The sequence below is a fragment of the [Flexibacter] sp. ATCC 35103 genome (assembly GCF_001975985.1).
GTDB lineage: Bacteria > Bacteroidota > Bacteroidia > Flavobacteriales > Flavobacteriaceae > Flavobacterium.
Window position 1 is genome coordinate 79,700 of the sequence record NZ_MTQF01000001.1, and the last position, 21,040, is coordinate 100,739.

At 36.3% G+C, this 21,040-nt stretch carries 15 protein-coding genes; 9 read left to right on the forward strand and 6 right to left on the reverse strand.

What is annotated here, in order from left to right; translation table 11 throughout:
• Window positions 1-52 precede the first annotated feature (52 nt).
• The 3 genes from BXU01_RS00360 to BXU01_RS00370 all read right to left on the reverse strand — a co-directional run bounded on the left by BXU01_RS00360 (window position 53) and on the right by BXU01_RS00370 (window position 3,363).
• A complete protein-coding gene (locus BXU01_RS00360) occupies window positions 53-907 on the reverse strand; it encodes a FecR family protein (protein ID WP_083691187.1) in 855 nt (284 codons plus the stop codon).
• A 220-nt stretch (window positions 908-1,127) separates the two neighbouring features.
• Window positions 1,128-1,706 carry an RNA polymerase sigma factor gene (locus BXU01_RS00365; protein WP_055092633.1) on the reverse strand — a complete coding sequence of 193 codons (579 nt, stop codon included), beginning with the start codon at window positions 1,704-1,706 and terminating at the stop codon, window positions 1,128-1,130.
• Window positions 1,707-1,854: 148 nt separating this feature from the next.
• Window positions 1,855-3,363 carry a DEAD/DEAH box helicase gene (locus BXU01_RS00370; protein ID WP_083691188.1) on the reverse strand — a complete coding sequence of 503 codons (1,509 nt, stop codon included), beginning with the start codon at window positions 3,361-3,363 and terminating at the stop codon, window positions 1,855-1,857.
• Between the two features lie 367 nt (window positions 3,364-3,730).
• Here BXU01_RS00370 and BXU01_RS00375 point away from each other — a divergent pair, with 367 nt between their 5' ends.
• The 6 genes from BXU01_RS00375 to BXU01_RS00400 all read left to right on the forward strand — a co-directional run bounded on the left by BXU01_RS00375 (window position 3,731) and on the right by BXU01_RS00400 (window position 14,358).
• Complete coding sequence (locus tag BXU01_RS00375) at window positions 3,731-4,018, forward strand: hypothetical protein (protein ID WP_083691189.1); 288 nt, start codon at window positions 3,731-3,733, stop codon at window positions 4,016-4,018.
• Between the two features lie 271 nt (window positions 4,019-4,289).
• Window positions 4,290-4,667, forward strand: coding sequence for a response regulator (locus tag BXU01_RS00380; RefSeq protein WP_055092641.1), 378 nt, complete (start codon window positions 4,290-4,292; stop codon window positions 4,665-4,667).
• Window positions 4,668-4,779: 112 nt separating this feature from the next.
• Complete coding sequence (locus tag BXU01_RS00385; protein ID WP_083691190.1) at window positions 4,780-6,225, forward strand: ATP-binding protein; 1,446 nt, start codon at window positions 4,780-4,782, stop codon at window positions 6,223-6,225.
• A 1-nt stretch (window position 6,226) separates the two neighbouring features.
• Window positions 6,227-6,658 carry a response regulator gene (locus tag BXU01_RS00390; protein ID WP_083691191.1) on the forward strand — a complete coding sequence of 144 codons (432 nt, stop codon included), beginning with the start codon at window positions 6,227-6,229 and terminating at the stop codon, window positions 6,656-6,658.
• Between the two features lie 77 nt (window positions 6,659-6,735).
• Window positions 6,736-13,113 (forward strand): HAMP domain-containing protein, encoded by a 6,378-nt coding sequence (locus tag BXU01_RS00395; RefSeq protein WP_083691192.1) that lies wholly within the window; start codon window positions 6,736-6,738, stop codon window positions 13,111-13,113.
• 21 nt (window positions 13,114-13,134) lie between these two features.
• On the forward strand, window positions 13,135-14,358 hold the full coding sequence (locus BXU01_RS00400) for a response regulator (RefSeq protein WP_083691193.1): 1,224 nt from the start codon (window positions 13,135-13,137) through the stop codon (window positions 14,356-14,358).
• Between the two features lie 89 nt (window positions 14,359-14,447).
• Here the strand turns inward: BXU01_RS00400 and BXU01_RS00405 are convergent, their stop codons facing one another.
• Window positions 14,448-15,821: a HAMP domain-containing sensor histidine kinase gene (locus BXU01_RS00405; protein ID WP_083691194.1), complete on the reverse strand. Its 1,374-nt coding sequence runs from the start codon at window positions 15,819-15,821 to the stop codon at window positions 14,448-14,450.
• On the reverse strand, window positions 15,818-16,507 hold the full coding sequence (locus BXU01_RS00410) for a response regulator transcription factor (protein WP_083691195.1): 690 nt from the start codon (window positions 16,505-16,507) through the stop codon (window positions 15,818-15,820). Before BXU01_RS00410 ends, BXU01_RS00405 begins: the two co-directional genes overlap by 4 nt.
• A 264-nt stretch (window positions 16,508-16,771) precedes the next feature.
• Between BXU01_RS00410 and BXU01_RS00415 the strand changes: the two genes are divergently transcribed.
• Genes BXU01_RS00415 through BXU01_RS00425 form a run of 3 tightly spaced genes read left to right on the forward strand, consistent with a single transcriptional unit; the run spans window position 16,772 to window position 19,035 of the window.
• Window positions 16,772-18,100, forward strand: a complete 1,329-nt coding sequence (locus BXU01_RS00415) for a hypothetical protein (protein WP_083691196.1) — start codon at window positions 16,772-16,774, stop codon at window positions 18,098-18,100.
• Window positions 18,101-18,112: 12 nt separating this feature from the next.
• Window positions 18,113-18,532, forward strand: coding sequence for a Dabb family protein (locus BXU01_RS00420; RefSeq protein ID WP_083691197.1), 420 nt, complete (start codon window positions 18,113-18,115; stop codon window positions 18,530-18,532).
• Window positions 18,533-18,561: 29 nt separating this feature from the next.
• Window positions 18,562-19,035: a hypothetical protein gene (locus BXU01_RS00425; RefSeq protein WP_082421207.1), complete on the forward strand. Its 474-nt coding sequence runs from the start codon at window positions 18,562-18,564 to the stop codon at window positions 19,033-19,035.
• 72 nt (window positions 19,036-19,107) lie between these two features.
• On the opposite strand, the gene BXU01_RS00430 is transcribed toward BXU01_RS00425, so the two are convergent.
• Window positions 19,108-21,030, reverse strand: a complete 1,923-nt coding sequence (locus tag BXU01_RS00430) for an OmpA family protein (protein WP_083691198.1) — start codon at window positions 21,028-21,030, stop codon at window positions 19,108-19,110.
• Between the last annotated feature and the right edge of the window lie 10 nt (window positions 21,031-21,040).

Sequence of the window (21,040 nt, forward strand, 5' to 3'; positions counted from 1 at the left end):
AAGTATTTTTTGCCTGACTAAGCCACAATAGTTTTCTAAAATCTAGTTTTGTTTATTTACTGATCAAATAGGTGTTATTGCCTGTAGACCTAATTTTGATTTCCAGCGCAAATGCAATGGTTTGAAGCATCTCATATAAACCTTGCCTTGTATCAAGAGTTCCTTGTATGGTCCGGTTTTTTAGATCTTTATCGAGATAACTGACCTCAAACTGATGATCTGACTTTAGTTTATCCAGAACTTCCTCCAGCGTTAATCCGTCAACATAAATCAGTACTTTTTTCCATTCAGGTTCTAATACCGTTGTTTTTTGTTTTAATAAAGTTGCCGTTTTTGCTCCGTAAGTTGCTTTATAACCTCTCTCAAGCAAAACCATGTTCTGCACGGTTTCAACCCGCACTTTCCCGGTTCTTACATTTACCTCCGGTTTGTTGTCATTGTATGCATTTATATTAAAGGATGTTCCTAAAACAGTTGTTTTTATCGCTCCTGATGTAATAATAAAAGGTCGTGAAGGATCACGTTTTACTTCAAAAAAAGCTTCTCCTTTTAAGGTGACCGTTCTTTCGTGTTTTAAAAATGTAACAGGATATTCTATTTCAGAATTTTCATTAAGCCAAACCCTGGTTCCATCTGATAAACACAAAAGCCTGACATCATTTTTGAATGTTTTTGTTGCTGTGATTTCGATTTGGCTTTTATTTTTATCCAGCTGCGTAAAAATCTGATAAGTTGTAATCGAAAAAATAAATACAATACAGGCAACTGCAGTCCAATTATAAAAACCTTTATATTTATCAATGGTAACATTCCGTATATTGTTCCACATACGTGATTTAGTTTCATCCGGAAGAATTCCTCTGTTAGGTATTTCATTCCATTCTTCTTTTAATTTTCTGGATCCCATTTACAATTAACATTTAATATTTAAAAACTCGGGTAAAATCTACCGATTCAACTACATTAGATTTTCACTCTGTCAAATATCATGGGGCAACATTACTATTAACGTTTTCTTAATGTAAATGCGCATTATGCCAACCTTGATTTTTAGGTACAATAAAATATCACACTACATAAAATAGCGTAAAACGGCAGTTGATATAAACTAGAAAAATAAGACTGAATCAGGATACTAATTCTGACTGACTAATAAAAAATAAGGCAAACCAATAGAGTTCATGGTTTTTTACAGCGTTCTTTTTAAGAAATTGCAAGGTCTTCGAAATTTGGTTGGCCACAGCACTTTGAGACATATCCATTTCTGCCGCAATTTCTTTGTAGCTTCGGTCTTCAAATTTATGAAGGCTAAAAATTTTTCTTCTCTTTGCAGGTATTTTATTTAAGAGATATTCTATTTGTTCTAATTTTGCAGTGATATCTTCTTCTGTTTCTGATACGGTATCAAGCTCCTTAATAAGCTGATCGTTTTCGACTGAAAATATCTTATTTTGTTTTTTATACCATTTCGAAATTTCCTGTTTTGAACTTTTAAACAAAATGGCTTCTATATCTACTCCCGGATCTAATTTTGTTCTGTATTTCCAGAGATGAATAAATACATTTTGTGTTACATCCTCTGCATCTGCAAGCTGGGATGTATATTTTTTAACAAAACAAAAAACTTTAAAATGGTACAAGTCATAGATTTCTTTAAAACTGGAATCATCTCCTGCACGCAAGCAAATTAGCAAATTAGAACTCATAATATACTTTTAAATTGTTAAAGAAGACCCTTACAAAAGTATAATAAACCTCTTTTGATATTTTTTGCTAATTGGTCATTTAATAATTTATTAATATTGCGCTATTTTTACAAATTTTATTATAGTACCAGAAGATATATCAATGCCGTTAAGCGGCTTTTATCTTTGGAAACAACTTTATGATTAGTCCTTTAAGGCGTTGTTGATAATCCTCTATCAGCCACTTTTTATAATTTGTGCTGGCATTTTCCAGGCATTTTACATACTGTTTAACCCGCCATTCAATTTCAGGTAATAATGCTTCGGCCAGAAACAAAGCTTCTGATAAAGTGCCCGCATTATCCAGACACATTTTTGCCTGCTGTCTTATAGATTGCTGAATAACTGTTTTAGGCTTTTTATCCGTATGCAGCACTTCGTGATACTGTTCTTCAATATCAAAAGTCATTTCAAGTGTATTAGGAAAACGCGCTCGCAGTTCTGCCGAAAATCCATGCGACTGCACGGCTGATGTGCCGCCTCCCTGATAATGAAGCTGTTTCGCAAATACATCAGGATGATCAAAAACATTTTGCCAGTCAACCGGTTCTTCCCATTTGCCAAATCGCTGGATATTATTGCCAAGATCGATAATTCCAAAAGTTTTTTTAGAAGGCAGACTTCTTGCGCCGCGTCCTATCATTTGGTGGTATAATGTTATAGAAGTCGTGGCACGGTTTAGTATGATATGCTGTACCGTTGGCTCATCAAATCCGGTAGTCAAAATAGAAACAGAAGTCAAAACAGCCCCTTTCGTTTTTTTGAACCATTTTAAAATTTCTTTTCTTTCCTGATCAGAACACTTATTGTCCAGATGTTTAATCGAAATACCGGCATCTGTAAAAGTTTCATACACTTTTTGTGAAGCCGCAATTCCATTGTTAAAGATCAGTGTCTTTTTTCCCGCAGCATTTTCTTTATACGCTTTTAATAAGAGTTCCAGCATCACCGGAGAACTGTAAAGATCATTAGATGAACTAACTGTGTAATCGCCATGCAAACCTGTTTTCAGTGAATTTAGTTCTACTTCATAAACATATGATGTGGGTTTGGCCAGAAAACCCTTCTCAATAAGGCTCGAGATATTCTCGCCTGAAATCAGTGACTTATAATGACTGTTCATAGGTTTGGTAATATCAGAGCTAAAAGGTGTTGCAGTAACCCCAATCACAAAAGCCTTCTTAAAGCTCCCCATTAATTTCCTGAAAGAATTATGATGGGCTTCATCTACAATGACAAGACCAACATCTGCGGTTTTTATTTTTTTCGACTTTATCCTGTTACGCAATGTTTCTACCATAGCAACATAGCAGTCGCAGTTTGCTTTAAGGTTACCGCTTGTACTGTTTATAACACGATTTTCAACTCCCATATTTTTCAGCGTTTTAGAAGTCTGTGTGCATAATTCCTTGCGATGCGTCAGGATCATTACCTTTTTATTAAAACGTTCCATGAATTGTCTGGCAATTTCTGAAAACACAACTGTTTTTCCTCCGCCTGTAGGCAGTTGATACAAGAGCTTTAAATTTGAAGCATTTTCAAGCTGGTCTAGTATATTATTAATATCTGTTTGCTGATAAGCATATAATGCCTGAACAGGTTTTGTAGTTGTTTTCATTTTTTATGTGATTTTAATTATGCCATCCGTCTTTTTCATTTTAATCATTGAGGCAGAAACTGCAAATCAATTTTCCTGTGCTTCATTAACCAAAATTATGATATAGAACACCCATTGGCTTTACAGTTTTGCATTGCTTTATTATATTATCCTCACTGTAATAATGAAATCAAAGACAACAGAAACAGTTAATTGGATAAAATCAACTTTAGATAAATAATATATAAGATTATATTGTAAAGATGAGAATTTAACAATCCTTCTTTAAAATTGTATAAAATAGTCTTTGGATATATCCTGTACTTTTAAATTATATTCTATTTGAATAATTAGAACATTGGTACACTATTAATTTAAACCTATATTTATGAAATCCGACAATTACTTTTTTGGGTCTGAAGAATCTGCAGGCGATATGACATATTACGAAGAACAACTATTATTAAATTACGATGATTATCTGGACAGCGCTTTTGAAGCAGAATTAACAGCCAGTAATCATTACAACTTAGAGCTTGGAGATCTGGAAGAGGATCTTGAAGATGATATGCATTCTGAGTACGACGAAAATGATTGGGAAGAACTGGATTCAGAAAATGATCCTGAAGGAGAATACGATAAGAGCGAACAGGAACCGGGAACTTTCCTGATGTAAAGCCAGATCCGGACTAACAATATAACAAAAAGCCGATGAGATAATTTCATCGGCTTTTTATATGAACAATAATCATACATGAGAATTATAAAACATTAAACTGAAATTATATAAGAACTATTACAATCATAATAGTACTTTTCTTTCTTATATTTTTTTTAAACCAACCTATATATGACGAAACTTTACACTATTATTTCCACATTAATTTTCGGTTTACTTATACATTTCAGCAAAAGCTTTGTCTTTTATAATTAAACCCAAAAATATAATGATATACAAAAACATACTTCAAATCGACGATGATATCGACGATTGTGAATTTTTTATGGAAGCCGTTCAGGAAATTTCAGGCGCTGCTTATACAGGCATGCAGAATCCTGTTGAGGCTTTACGCAAATTAATTGGAAAACAAATTCAGCCGGATGTTATTTTTCTGGACCTGAATATGCCGGTAATGTCCGGATTTGAATTCTTAACTGAAATAAAAAAACAGGATATCATCAAAAATATTCCTATCATAATATTTTCTACTTCTCAATTGAATGAAGTAATATTAAAAGCAAAAAATTACGGTGCCAACGAATATATTTCGAAACCAAGCGATTTTAATGAATTAAAAAAAATTCTTAGTTATTATATCATATAATACATGTCTATACCTAATCCTATATCTGCGCTATTTTTTAAATGTCTTCTTTTTTTTGCTATTTTTATTATTGAATTAAGGTTCAACTTCATTTTATTTTAAGAGGAAGACAATGAAACTATCGACTCAAATATTGTGGGCATTCACTCTTGTAATTTTACTTTCTATTGCAGATTCGTATACCAATTACAATATGTCGAAAAAAGTACAGCTTAATTCGCAATTCCTTTCTAAATCTGAAGCTATAATTAGAAATTCAAACAAAACGCATAGAGCAATTCTTGAAATGCAAAGTGCCGTACGCGGATATTTCCTTACTAACGACACTACATTTTTAGATGAATATTATCAGGGGATTAAAACAGTACCGAAATTTTTTCAGGAGCAACAAATCCTTGTTGGAAAAAATAATACCCAGCGGTCAATTCTCGATTCGATCAGCGTACTTCACAATCAATGGCTGGCTTATACTTCTAAATTAATTCAGGCAAGAAATCAAAATACAAAGTCGTACGAGGTACTTTTTGAAACCGGATTAAAAAAACATTATGGCAAGAATATAAACGATAATATTACCCAAAAGTTTAAAAGGTTTGACAAAATAGAATACAAAACACGAAAACACCATAGTACGATGTTGTTGCATTCGTTAGAGAAAACCAGAATATTTTCATTAATATTTTTATCGCTAACCATATTTGTAGGCTTTTGCAGCATCATTTATATTGTTATTATGATCACTAACCGAATCAACTCTATGGTTCAGGTTGCAGACACGATCTCAAAAGGAAAATTCACAGTTATAGAAGATTATAGAAACGATGAGTTGAGTGCCCTTGCAGCCTCATTGAATATTATGTCGCGCAGGCTTGAAAAAAACATTCATGAGCTGGAAAACAAAAATGAGGAACTCAACAAATTTGCTTACGTAGTTTCCCACGATCTTAAAGCACCTTTGCGAGGTATATACAACGTTATTACCTGGATCGAAGAAGATTTTTCGCAAGAGGTTTCTCCAAATCTAAAAAACTATCTGGACATAATACCTAAAAGAACCCAGCGTATGGAAGCGCTGATTAATGGTTTGCTGGATTATGCGCGTATCAATCGTAAAACTCCTTCTGAACAGGTAAATATCAATACGCTGGTTGCTGACATTACCCAATTGATCGTACCAAGAACGTTCATACTTACTATTGATCAGCTTCCTGAGCTTTATACAGAACGTCTTAAACTCGAACAATTATTCTCTAACCTGATAAGCAATGCTGTTAAATATGCAAAACCGGAAAACGCCCGCATCGAAATAAGATGCAAAAAAGTGGGCAGCTTTTACGAATTTTCAATAAAAGACAATGGTATTGGCATTGATCAGGAATATCATCAAAAAATATTTGAAATTTTCCAGACCCTGAGAGAGAAAAATGAAGTAGAAAGTACCGGCGTGGGATTGGCGATAGTTAAAAAAATTATTGACGAACAGGGAGAAAACATCTATGTTCAATCAAAGCTGGGCGAAGGCACTGAATTTACCTTTACATGGCGAAATAATAAATAACATGAGAACACCTAACATTTTACTAATTGAAGATGATGAACTGGACACTATTTCTGTAGAACGTTCCTTAAAAAAATTAGAAATCACCTATATTCTTCATACGGCTTACAATGGTCTTGAAGCGCTTAATTTATTGCGGGATAAAAATAAACCGCTCGTTCCGGACGTTATTCTTTTAGATATTAACATGCCGAGAATGAACGGAATAGAGTTTCTTAAAATTCTAAGATCTGATGAAGAACTAAAAGACCTGAAAGTTTTTATCATGACCACGTCATCAGAAAGTAATGACAGGATAACCGCAGAAGAATTAGGGATTTCAGGATATATCATTAAACCATTAAATTATACGGATAATTCCAAAAGACCGGATTCAATGGATGCCTTTGTGCAGTTTCACCTTCGGAAAATTTTAATAAATGCCGATCTCTAAATCTTAAAAAATATTTACCAATAGCAGACCAAAACCCAAAATCAAAAACTTAATCCTACACCAACGTACACCTAGCTATGAAAAAAACAAAACATATCGACAAAATACCAGACGATAAGTTGCTCATTGCACTGCCTGTTATAACAGATGAAAATACTACTGGCAGCAAAAGCAAAAAAAAGAATCCTGACGAGGAATCTATCCTGAGTGATGCGGAGTTTTTAAAAATTTTACTAAAAGTTAAAAATGGTAATTTCTCCCAGCGTTTTCCTACCGATCAAAACGGAATAAAAAGATCGATCTGCGATACTTTAAACGAAATTATTGACCTGAACGAAAGGATGGTTTTTGAATTTCAGAAAGTAGGAAAAAGTATTGGTAAACAAGGAAAATTAACCAATCGTGTTGTTCTGGATGGTGCACGCGGTTCCTGGAGTTCGTGTGTCGATTCTGTAAATACACTGATCTCAGATCTGGTTCACCCAACGATTGAAATAGCGCACGTAATTACCTCAGTAGCAAAAGGAAACCTGTCACAGGAAATGCCATTGTCTATTGAAGGGAATCCGCTTCAGGGAGAATTTTTAAGGATTGCCAAAGAGGTAAACGGAATGGTGAAACAGCTGAACCTTTTCTCGATGGAGGTTACGCGTGTGGCACGTGAGGTAGGTACAGAAGGTAAACTGGGTGGTCAGGCCAAAGTGCGTGGTGTGGGCGGTGTATGGAAAGATTTGACCGATTCTGTAAATAAAATGGCGAGTAACCTTACTGGTCAGGTTCGTAATATTGCCGATGTAACAACGGCGGTGGCAAAAGGAGATTTATCTAAAAAAATTACCGTTGACGTAAAAGGAGAAATCCTCGAATTAAAAAATACCATCAATACCATGGTGGATCAGCTGAACTCCTTCTCGTCTGAGGTGACCCGTGTGGCGCGTGAAGTAGGTACCGAAGGAAAACTGGGCGGACAGGCGCAGGTAAAAGGTGTTGGAGGAACCTGGAAAGATTTGACCGATTCCGTGAATCAGATGGCATCGAACTTAACAGGTCAGGTTCGTAATATTGCCGATGTAACAACAGCGGTAGCAAAAGGAGATCTTTCGAAAAAAATTACCGTTGACGTAAAAGGAGAAATCCTCGAGCTTAAAGATACGATTAACACGATGGTAGATCAGCTGAACTCCTTCTCGTCTGAGGTAACGCGTGTGGCGCGTGAGGTAGGTTCTGAAGGAAAACTGGGAGGTCAGGCAAAAGTACGAGGTGTTGGTGGAGTTTGGAAAGATTTGACCGATTCCGTGAACCAGATGGCATCCAACTTAACCGGACAGGTACGTAACATTGCCGAGGTAACAACTGCCGTAGCAAAAGGAGATTTATCTAAAAAAATTACGGTAAACGTTGAGGGAGAAATCCTGGAACTAAAAAATACCATTAATACGATGGTGGATCAGCTGAACTCTTTTGGTGCCGAGGTAACGCGTGTGGCGCGTGAAGTAGGTTCTGAAGGAAAACTGGGTGGTCAGGCAAAAGTAAAAGGTGTTGGTGGAACCTGGAAAGATTTAACCGATTCCGTAAACCAGATGGCATCCAACTTAACCGGTCAAGTGCGTAATATTGCCGAGGTAACAACTGCCGTAGCAAATGGTGACCTTTCGAAAAAAATTACGGCTGTAGCCGAAGGGGAAATTCTGGAGCTCAAAAAAACCATTAATACCATGGTAGATCAGTTGAACTCCTTCTCGTCTGAGGTTACGCGTGTGGCACTTGAGGTTGGTACAGAAGGAAAACTGGGCGGACAGGCAAAAGTAAAAGGTGTTGGAGGAACCTGGAAAGATTTAACGGATTCCGTGAATCAGATGGCATCCAACTTAACCGGACAGGTGCGTAATATTGCCGAGGTAACAACTGCGGTAGCAAAAGGCGATTTATCACGTCAGATTACCGTTGATACCAAAGGAGAAATCTTAGAGCTTAAAAATACGATTAATACCATGGTGGGGCAGCTGAATTCGTTTGCCTCTGAGGTAACCCGTGTAGCACGTGAAGTAGGTACTGAAGGAAAACTGGGTGGGCAAGCACAAGTTGAAGGTGTTGGTGGAACCTGGAAAGATTTGACCGATTCCGTGAACCAGATGGCATCCAACTTAACCGGACAGGTACGTAATATTGCCGAAGTAACAACAGCCGTAGCAAAAGGAGATTTATCGCTCCAGATTACCGTTGACGTAAAAGGAGAAATCTTAGAGCTTAAAAATACAATTAATACGATGGTGGATCAGCTTCGTGGCTTTGCCTCAGAAGTAACAAGGGTTTCACGAGAAGTAGGAACCGAAGGAAAACTGGGCGGACAGGCTAATGTTCCCGGAGTTGCCGGAACATGGAAAGATTTAACCGATTCCGTGAACCAGATGGCAGGGAACCTTACGGCTCAGGTACGTAATATTGCCGATGTGGCGATTGCCGTGGCAAATGGAGATATGTCCCGAAAAATTACGGTTGACGTTCGTGGGGAAATCCTTCAGTTAAAAGAAACCTTAAATACTATGGTAGACCAGCTTCGTGAGTTTGCCTCTGAGGTAACCCGTGTGGCACGTGAGGTTGGTACCGAAGGAAAACTGGGCGGACAGGCAAATGTTCCCGGAGTTGCAGGAACCTGGAAGGATTTAACCGATTCCGTGAACCAGATGGCGGGTAACCTAACCACTCAGGTACGTAATATTGCTGAGGTAACGATTGCCGTGGCAAATGGTGATATGTCGAAAAAAATTACCGCCGACGTACGTGGAGAGATTCTGCAATTGAAGGAAACTGTAAATACCATGGTGGATCAGCTTCGTGCCTTTGCCTCTGAGGTAACTCGCGTGGCACGTGAGGTAGGAACTGACGGTAAACTGGGCGGTCAGGCATTCGTGCCGGGTGTTGCAGGAACCTGGAAAGATTTAACAGATTCCGTGAATCAAATGGCATCTAACTTAACCGGACAGGTTCGTAATATTGCCGATGTAACAAAAGCGGTGGCAAATGGTGACCTTTCGAAACAAATTACCGTTGACGTAAAAGGAGAAATCCTGGATCTAAAGAATACTTTTAATACGATGGTAGAACAGCTGAATTCTTTTGCATCTGAGGTAACGCGTGTGGCGCGTGAAGTAGGTACAGAAGGAAAACTTGGAGGACAATCTCAGGTAAAAGGTGTTGCGGGAACCTGGAAAGATTTAACGGATTCTGTAAACGTAATGGCTTCAAATTTAACGGGTCAGGTTCGTGGAATCGCAAAAGTTGTAACTTCTGTAGCAAAAGGAAACCTAAAACAAAAATTATCTATTGATGCTAAAGGCGAGGTTGCACAACTAACCGATACGATCAACGAAATGATTGATACGCTGGCTACATTCTCTGATCAGGTAACTACAGTGGCACGTGAGGTGGGTGCAGAAGGAAAACTGGGAGGACAGGCAAATGTACCGGGAGCTTCAGGAACCTGGAAAAACCTAACCGAAAACGTAAACCAGCTGGCAGCAAATCTTACTACTCAGGTACGTGCGATTTCTGAGGTTGCATCTGCGGTAACACAAGGAGATTTAACTCGAACAATTGGTGTTGAAGCAAAAGGTGAAGTTGAAGCTCTTAAAGATACTATAAATCAAATGATTTATAATCTTAAAGCAACCACTTTACGTAATCAGGAGCAAGACTGGCTGAAATCGAATTTAGCTAAATTTACACAGATGCTTCAGGGGCAAAAAGAACTTAATGCCGTTACTAAAAAAATCCTGTCTGAACTTGCTGCCGTTGTTACTGCGCAGCACGGACTTTTCTATATTCTTGAAGAAGGCGAAGAATTTATGGATTCTAAACTGAATTTAATTGCTTCGTATGCTTATATCAAAAGAAAAAATTCCCCTACCTCCTACGCTATGGGCGAAGGACTTATTGGTCAGGTTGCGGTCGAAAAGGAACGAATTATTTTAAGTAATGTTCCTAAAGACTACATCAGGATCAATTCAGGATTGGGAGATGCAAAACCAAAAGATGTTATTATCCTGCCTGTTCTTTTTGAAGGCCAGCTTAAAGCTGTTATTGAACTGGCTTCACTTGATACCTTTAGCCAGACGCATTTAGATTTCCTTGAAGGACTAACAGAAAGTATTGGTATTGTATTAAACACCATTGAATCAAATTCAAGAACCGAAGAATTATTAGTACAATCACAATCACTGGCAAGTGAGCTGAAAAGCCAACAGGAAGTATTGAAAAATACGAATGAGGAACTGGAAGAGAAAGCTATTTTATTGGCAAATCAAAAAGAAGAAGTTGAGCTTAAAAACCAGGAAGTTGAGGTAGCCCGTAAAGCGCTGGAAGAAAAAGCAGATCAGTTAACCCTTACTTCAAAATATAAATCGGAGTTTCTTGCCAATATGTCGCATGAGTTAAGAACGCCGCTAAACAGCTTACAGATTCTGGCTAACGAATTGATTGCGAACAGAGACGGAAATTTATCCGAAAAACAAATTCAGTTCGCCATCACCATCAACTCTTGCGGAGATGACCTTATCCAGTTAATCAATGATATTCTGGATCTTTCTAAAATTGAATCCGGATATATTTCTGTCGATTATAATCCGATTAGTTTTGCTGAAATCAGCCGATTTGTAGAATCTACCTTCAACCCTATTTCTCAGGCGAAACATCTTCATTTTGAAATCAATATGGATGAAAATCTGCCAGAGGTTATGGAAACCGATTCGCAAAGGCTAAATCAGATTCTGAAAAACCTTTTATCCAATTCGTTCAAGTTTACTGAAAAAGGAGAAGTTACACTGAATATTTACAAAGCCAATAATACCTGGAAAACCAAAAACATTAGTCTGGACAACGCTGAAGCAGTTGTGGCGTTTGAAATTTCGGATACGGGAATTGGAATTTCCAAAGAAAAACAAAACATTATTTTTGAGGCATTCCAGCAAGCAGAAGGTTCTACAAGCCGTAAATATGGAGGAACAGGTTTGGGATTATCGATCAGCCGCGGTCTTTCGGATTTATTGGGAGGAAGCATCGAACTGGAAAGTGATACCAATATTGGAAGTAAATTTACCCTTTACCTTCCTTTGAAATTTGTACATATTCCGGAATTAGAAGATATTACGGTCAATGAGGAAACCAATGTAATCCATGCCGGAAAAAGCCGTTTAAAATCACTTCCTTCTGCTAGTTTCAATACATCAGATATCGATTTGTATTTTGTAGATGAAGTTGGCGATGACAGAACAGATATTAAACCTGATGATAAAATTCTTTTAATTGCGGAGGATAATGTGACTTTTGCCAAAGTTTTGCTCGAAAGAGCGCATCAGCACGGCATAAAAGCCATTGTAACGACTAAAGGAAATGATGTTATTGACTTTATAAACCAATTTCAGCCACATGCTATAACAATGGATCTTAACATGCCTGATACCAGCGGATGGAAAATTCTGGACAGGTTAAAAACCGATTTCACGCTACGCCATATTCCTGTTTATATTATTTCAGGAGAAGACGAAAGAAATAAAGGACTGAAACGCGGCGCAAGGAATTTCATGCTGAAACCGGTAAAAAATGAAGCACTGACTTCGCTGTTTAATGACATTCATAATTTCAAAAACAAAAAAGAAAAAAACCTTCTGATTGTTGATGATAACGAAAGTGAATTACAACGCATTGTAGAATCAGTTTCCGGTGAGGATATTTCGATTTTTACAGCGCTGACAGCAAAAGATGCAGTAGCACTAATTGCTGAAAAATCATTTGATTGTATTATTTTAGATCTGGCATTGCCTGATGCTGACGGGCTTGATCTTATTAGTGATCTCGAGAATAATATTGCAGGACAGGAAACCGCAATCATTATACACTCTGCAGGAGATGTAAATAAAAAGCAACGCAGTAAACTAAGCAGGTTTGCACACAATATTATTACAAAAAGTGCAGTTTCTATTGACGAATTAGTAGACCAGACCGCTTTGTTTATGCATCGTTTGCATAAAGATCTTCCTGAAAGTATGCGAGAAAGAATTGAAAAATATTACCTGAAAGAAGATGTTCTCATAAACAAAAAAGTATTGCTGGTTGATGACGATGTTCGAAATTTATTTGCTTTAACCACAGCTCTGGAACGTTTTGGACTGGATGTAATAAGCGCCGAATCCGGACATGAAGCTATTGATATTCTAAATCAGAACCTGAAAATTGATATTGTCTTGATGGATATCATGATGCCGGAACTCGATGGTTATGAAACAATGAAAATAATTAGAAAAAACATCAAACATAAGGATTTAACGATAATAGCTGTGACCGCCAAGGCTATGAAAGGAGACCGACAACGCTGCATTGAGTCAGGCGCATCAGATTATATAACCAAGCCTGTAAATGTTGAACAATTATCCTCTTTGATGAGAGTATGGTTAAAATAATTATTTTTAATACTAAGCCCCATGGAAGAACACGCTGTTAAAATACTAATCGTTGATGACAAAAAAGAAAACCTACTTTCTTTACAAGTCATCCTTGCTGATAAAGGCTATGAATTTGTTGAGGCAACGTCCGGTAAAGATGCCTTACGAATTTTACTTAAAAATCAGGATTTTGCTATCATTTTGATGGATGTACAAATGCCTCTTATGGATGGATTTGAAACCGCAGAACTCATACGTCAGAGCGACAAGCTAAAAGATGTACCTATTATATTTTTGACAGCCAATATGAATACTACAGATTACATTTTTAAAGGATATCAGTCCGGTGCTGTAGATTATATGATTAAACCGTTGTCACGTGAAATACTTCAGGCAAAAGTCGCTGTGTTTACGGAGCTGTATAAAAAAAACAGGGAATTACGGTTCAGGGAAGAAGAAACGAGAACGCTAAATTCTAAGATTACAAAAGCTAATGAAGAATTGGCGGCGCAATATCAGGCAATAGAAAAATATGCCACTGAGCTTAAAAAGAAAAACATTGAACTCGATGCCTTTACTCATATTTCAAGCCACGATCTTCAGGAACCTTTGCGAAAAATACAAACTTTTACGAATATTATACTCGCTAATGAATATCCAAATCTGACTGCTGAAGGCAAGAGCAAATTTGAAAGGATATTATATTCTACCAATCGAATGCGGGATTTAATTAACGATTTGCTGGTTTTTTCACGTACGAATATTGCTGATCGGGTTTTTGAAATTACTGATTTAAATAAATTAGTCGAAGACCTGAAAGAAACCATGCAGGAGAATATCTCAGAAAAAGGCGCAGCGATTATTACGGATCTTCATGGTCCTGCTAAAATTATTCCGTTCTTGTTTGTGCAGCTTCTGGAGAATTTACTGAACAATGCGCTGAAGTTCTCCCAAAAAGAAATTCCGATTGAAATTCAAATTAAAAGCTGTATTAAAAAAGGCGAAGAACTTCAAAATGAAGAGCTGGCTTTATCCGAAAACTATTGCCATATCGTTTTTCAGGATAACGGAATAGGTTTTGAACCGGAACATAGTGAGAAAATTTTTGGTGTATTTCAACGGCTTCATAGCAGAGATGTGTATGATGGCACAGGAATTGGTCTGGCTATTGTAAAGAAAATTGTCGAAAATCACAACGGTATAATTACAGCAACGGCATTCCCTATGAAAGGCGCTACATTTAATATCTATTTGCCGCAATAATAAGATCGAAAAGTAAAATTAAAGGGACAGAAAAAATCTGTCCCTTTTTATATAAAGCAAGGTTGTGCAAATTCTAATACAAAAAAACATTACAAACCGGCTCTTACCGGCATCGTAACGGTAAATATTGTTCCTTTTCCCACAACAGATTTCACATCGATTAAACCATTATGAAGGCTGAGAATTTGTTTTACGACTGATAAACCAACGCCATACCCTATTTGGTGGCTTTTATTTTTTCCTCTGTAAAACAAATTATAGATTTTCTCGAGATCTTCTTCAGGAATACCAATTCCGTTATCAGAGAACGTAAGAATAATACTTTCAGCAGAAGCCTTTATGTCTACATGGCAGGAATGATCTGTTGAATATTTGCAGGCATTTTCCATAATATTAGAAAAAGCAATTTGCAGAAGATACGGATTACCAATATAATTATAGAAATTCGAATCGCTGTCTTCTAAGTTCGTGTAACTTATGCCTATTTTATATTTTACCTCTTTTTTATTCAGCAAATTTAGTTTGGCGTCAACAAGAACTTCGTCGATTCGAATATTTGACATTTTTATTTGTGATATATCATAATTAGCCCTTGCAAAATCAAGAAGTGCAGTCGAAAGCTGAGAAACATGATTTGCTTCTTCCAAGGCATTGTCTAAGGACACTTTATAATCATCGATAGTCTGATTTAGTTCTTTTCCCAATTCAATTTCAGCAATTAAAATCGAAAGCGGCGTACGAAACTCATGCGATATTGTGGTTACAAAATTCCTGTGATTATTGAACGATTTCTCTAATCGGTTAAAAGTATCGTTAAAAGTCTCCGTAAGTTCATAAAGCTCATCCTTGGCTTTTGGGACAATTATACGCTTATTAAGATTGTGTTCTGATATATCCCTGATTTGAAAAATAATATCCTTTAGTGGTTTTAAGGTATAATAGGAAAATCCAAAACCAATAATAAATATCAATACTATAGAAATAAAATACACATAAACTACATTTTCCTTAAATGCATTAATATGATTAAGACCGCTTACATCGATTGCTCGTCCTACGATATAAAATTCTTTATTATTATCTGTGTATAAAATACCGCGGTATTGGTATTTATCATCAGACCAGTTTAGGTATTTATTCTTTTTTATCGACTGCAATATTTTTTTATTGCCAAGAGGCGGTATATTATCAGAAAAATAAAGGTTAAACTTATTGTCATAAACGCTTATATCGGCTTCATTAAGGACTTTTTTGTTTTTTGTATGAAGAAATTTTATAAGGTCTTTATTAATCTGCGCATCAAATATAAACTCGGCTCGCCAGGTTATTTTATAATCCAGACGGTCAAAAAACTCCTCTTTTCTGTTTCTTTCAGATACAAAATATACGCTGTAGGCAAAAACAAAAAGAATAAAAGCAGTTAAAATGGCATATGTAAGAGCTGTTCTGGTTACTAATTTCATATTTTACTACTTAAAATAAATCCCATTCCCACTTTTGTATGAATGAGTTTCTGATCAAAACCTTTGTCTATCTTTTTTCTAAGATAAGCGATATATACATCAATATAATTGGTTCCGGTATCAAAATTATTGCCCCAGACATTATCTGCTATTTCGTCGCGGGTAAGAAGCCTTTCCGGGTTCTGCATCATAAAATGCAGTAAATTAAATTCTTTTGGAGTCAGGTTAATCGTCACGCCTTCTCTATAAATAACTTTGGTACGTTTATCCATAACAAGATCATTATAGGTAAGTTGAGAACTCTCTTCTAAAGTATTTGTTGTGTCATTTTTGCGTTGCAGCAAAGCCTTGACCCTTGCATAAAGTTCTCTTATCTCAAAAGGTTTTACCAGATAATCATCTGCACCGGCATCAAATCCTTCAATCTTTTCATCGATAGTTCCTAATGCGGTCAGCATAATGATTGGGATTTTTTTTCCGGAATGGCGTATTTTTTTACAGAACGTAATTCCGTCCATTCCTCCCAGCATAATATCTGTGATAATCAATTCAAAATCAATTTTCTCTAAAAGTATCAGTCCTTCCTCAGCTTCTTCTGCAATATAAACCTGATAACCCTGACTTTCCAGTCCTCGTTTAAGCAATGCAGAAACACGGCTGTTATCTTCTACTATCAATATCTTCATTTGTATGGGTTGATTTTAAAATCAGAGTCAAATTTACGACAATATTTTCTTTATCAAAAAGACCAATGTTTGCAGACTGGTTTTTCTAACACTTAAAAACCACTGACTATCAATTATTTAAAATTAAAACAACCAGTTTTCTAATAACATTCTATAGTCTTTCTAATGGTTTTCTAATACCCCAAAGACGATGCTGAATCTACCTTTGTCCTGTCAAAAACAAGTAGTGATCACTACCAAACAAAATGTAAATTTTAACTAAACATGAAAACAGGTTATTTAAAAATTGGAATATGTTTTTCTCTGCTTACCGGGTTATTTAATACTATAAATGCCCAAAAGAAGAACGATTTTGGAAACCCAACTCTTACACATTATCTCAACGACGAAAAAACGCGTTCGATATCCTTTAGCGGTTATACTGAAATATGGGCACGCTATTTAGAGCTTAATCCGGGAAGTCTTGTAAATGGTGAACAGGTCAACAGTGTTTCGGATTTATCATTGCGCAGAGTACGGGTAAAAATGGCCTATCAGCCTACAGAAAAATTCACTTTTATATTACAGGGAGGTTTAACAAATGTAAATGTAGCCACAAAAACATCGCCAACATTTGAACTTCTGGATGCTTATGCAGAGTATAAATTCAATGATGTTATTGCTGCCGGTGCCGGTCGATCTACCTGGAAAGGATTATCGCGATTTACGACAGGACCTTTGAATACTTTGTTATATGATTTTCCTTCTTATGCTACCGGAAACGCAGGTATATCTGATGAAACCGTAAGGGAATTTAGCGTATATGCAAAAGGACAAATAGGCAAACTTGATTACCGTTTGGTTATTGCAGATCCATACACGAATGTAAGCTCAGATCCGCAATATAATATGGCTACTTTCAGTAAAACGCATCCTAATAAAGATTACTCGGGATATGTGAAATATGAATTTTTTGAAACAGAAAATAATTCTACACCTTTTCATTCCGGAACATATAGCGGTAAAAAGAAAGTACTTGCATTAGGCGCCGGATTTGAATACATACACAATGAACTGTGGCATCTTGATGAAGCGAAAAATACCATTAATGATGACGAAAAAAGTTTTGCCGTTGACCTTTTCTACGATACGCCAATAAATAAAGAACGCGGTACTTCTTTCAGCGCTTATGCCATGGCAATGAATAATAATTATGGTCCTAACTATACCCGTTATTCCGGTGTCAGCAATCCTGCTAGCGGTGTAAATGCAGCCGAAAGCAGTCTTAACGGTGCCGGTAATACATCGCCGGTTATAGGAACTGGTAATACTTATTATGTACAAATTGGTGGTACACTACCCTATTTTAATAAAGATAAGAACAATTTGCAGCTGCAGCCTGCGGGAAGTATTATGTTATCTGATCTTGACGGACTTCATGATAAAGCACTGACTTATGATGCGGGTGTATCATTGTTAATGAATGGTATGTCGTCCAGATTGACTTTTGATGCTCAAAACCGCCCTATTTATGCCTTAAATGATGTAAATCAGGCCACAGTATCAGACAGAAAATGGCAGTTTGTTTTGAAATACAGAATCGACTTTAATTAAAAACTAACGATTATGAAACGAAGAAATTTTATTATTACATCAGCAAGTGCCGGAGCGCTTTCGCTTATTGGAGGAAAAGTATTGGCAAATAACAGCAATATAATAGCACCTCAACCTAAGGCAATCTATTTTCATTATTTGTTGTTTTGGCTTAAACCGGAACTTAATGCAGCGCAGGTAAAAGAGTTTCAAAACTTTTTTGAAGGGCTTAAAAAGCTGCCATATGTAAAAAATGTGCGTTATGGCGGACCCGCAAATTCATCTCCAAGACCTGTAATGGACAATTCTTTTACTTACAACGCCTCAATGGAGTTTGATTCTCTTGAAGACTTAGAAACTTATGGGAAACTTGACGGACATCTGGCTTTGGTCGCAAAATACAAACCATTTTTTAATAAAATGATGGTTCACGATTCCGTTTACATTCAATAAAAAATTATTACTTTTAAATTACTATCCAAATGAAAAATTTATTAAAAGGGTTTATCCTATCTGTAGTCCTTATGACAGCAAACAGCAATACTGCTCAAAATCACAAAAATGTATCAGTGAAACCATTGGAAGAAGCGGCTGAGATTCCTGCTTACCGCCTTATCAATAATCCTGATGGCACGAGTTCATTCGAGAAAGGTTCTATCCCGTCTTTAAAGCATATGAATACTGCTTCGTTCTGGTACAGCAATAAAACCGAAGAATGGGAAAAAAATGCACATCCTGCGCCCAGAAAACAATATGTAATAACAGTAAAGGGCAAAATTAGATTTAAGGTATCTGATGGAAGCACTTTTATCATAGAACCGGGTGTAATTTTACTTGCAGAAGATCTAAAAGGTAAAGGTCATAGCTGGGATATGGTTGATACTGATGTTTGGGAACGTTTGTATATCCCTATTACAGATAATTCAGACGATCTTTTTGAGCCTGAATCAAAATAAACTTAAGTCGCAAAATTAAAATCCCCTTCTGCTAAAGGGGATTTTTTTATGTTATCTAAACTCATTTTACTTTTATAAAGCAGTAATTATAAACTCACTTCGCCTGTTTACCTGATGTTGTTCTTCGGTACATTTTACGCCATCAAAACAACCATTTAGGAGCTCTGATTCTCCATATCCCCTGCCAGTTAATCTACTGGGATCTATTCCGTTTTTAATGAGCCATTTTACAGTTGACTGCGCTCTTCGATCTGATAAGGCTTCGTTGTAATAGCGTGTCTGGCGACTGTCTGTATGCGAGCGTATATCGAGTTTCATTGTTGGATTTTCAATAAGGGCATTTCGTATTTTTTCTAAATCAACGGCAGCTTCAGGTCGGATATCTGATTTATCCAAATCAAAATAGATCATTTTAATGCCAAAACATTTTCCTAAATCATCACCAATCGTTACTTTACATTTCGCATTATCCATCGCAATTGGCAAGCTGGTTTTTCCGCTTATTTTTAAAATACTGACATTTACTTCTTTGGTGGTATACTCTTTTTTCTCTGCTCGTACATTATATGTTTTGCCACAAACAACTGCAAAGTTATAAGAGCCAGAAAGATTTGAAAAGGTTGAGTTTATTAAGGTTTCATTTTCATAAAGTGACAATTTGGTTTCGGGCAATATACTTCCGGTTTCAGCATCTGTAATAATACCATCCAATTCCTGGATACATTGCAGTTTTTTGGTTTCTAAAAACTTATAAATATCATCAGAACCTTGTCCTCCGTCTTTATTAGAACTAAAATATCCTTTTCTGGTAACAGGATCAATTATATAGGCAAAATCATCTTTTGGTGAATTAACGTCTTCCCCAACGTTCTCAATATCAGTTACAGTTCCGTTGCTTTCTATTTTACCCACAAAAACATCCAGTCCGCCAAGTCCGGGATGACCGTCTGAAGCAAAATAAATTTCATTTTCATTCGTAACATACGGAAAAGTTTCCCTGCCTTCCGTATTAATAGGTTTTCCCAGATTTTCAGGTTTTCCAAAACTTCCGTCAGCATGAACCTCAACTCTGTAAATATCAGACTGACCTATTGTTCCCGGCCTGTCAGAAGCAAAATACAAAGTCTTTTCATCCGGACTAAGCGCAGGATGTGCGGTACTGAACGTATCACTGTTAAACGGAAGTTCTGTAATATTTGTCCATTTGCCATTTTCTAAACTCGCTTTATAAATTTTTACAAAAGTAATTTTATGTTCGTCTTTTCCTTTTTTGCCTTTTACATAATTGTTTCTGGTAAAATAAACTGTTTTACCATCTCTGGTAAAGGCTGGAGCAGCTTCATGAAATTTAGAATTTAAAGCTGTTTTAAACTTTTCTACCTTGGCAGAATCTATATTTGAAACATACAGATTGGTAAAATATTCTCCGCTCCAGGTATGTATTCTTTTAGAAAAATTTCCTGTGTCCCTTGCAGAGGCAAAATATATTTTATTGTTATAGACAAAGGTGCTGTAGTCTGAATATTTAGAATTAATACCTGCATCTTCTATTTTATAACGTCCAGAATTAGCTTTGATAAGATACTGATAATTAGTGTTTTCCTTATAAAGAAAACCTCTTTTATCCTGATTAAATTTAGTATTGAACTCTTCCATGAGTTTATTAGACTTATCAATTTGTTCTGTTGATTTTAAAGACTGGGCATATCGGTAATAATATTCAGACCCAACTGCAGTATTCATCGCAAATAATTCTCCGTACCACCTTGCAGCCGCTTCATAATCTGAATTAAAATAGTACGAATTGCCCAGCTTTTTGAACATATCTTCAGATTTATATCCTTTCTCAGCTACTTTTTCATATATTTTAATGGCATCAACATAGGCATATTTGTTATAGCTTTTATCAGCATCATTAATTTTGCTTTGCTGCGCATAACTATTGAATGAAAAAATGCTTAAAATTGTCAGGTATAAAGCGCTGTAACTTTTCATGATTATTGGT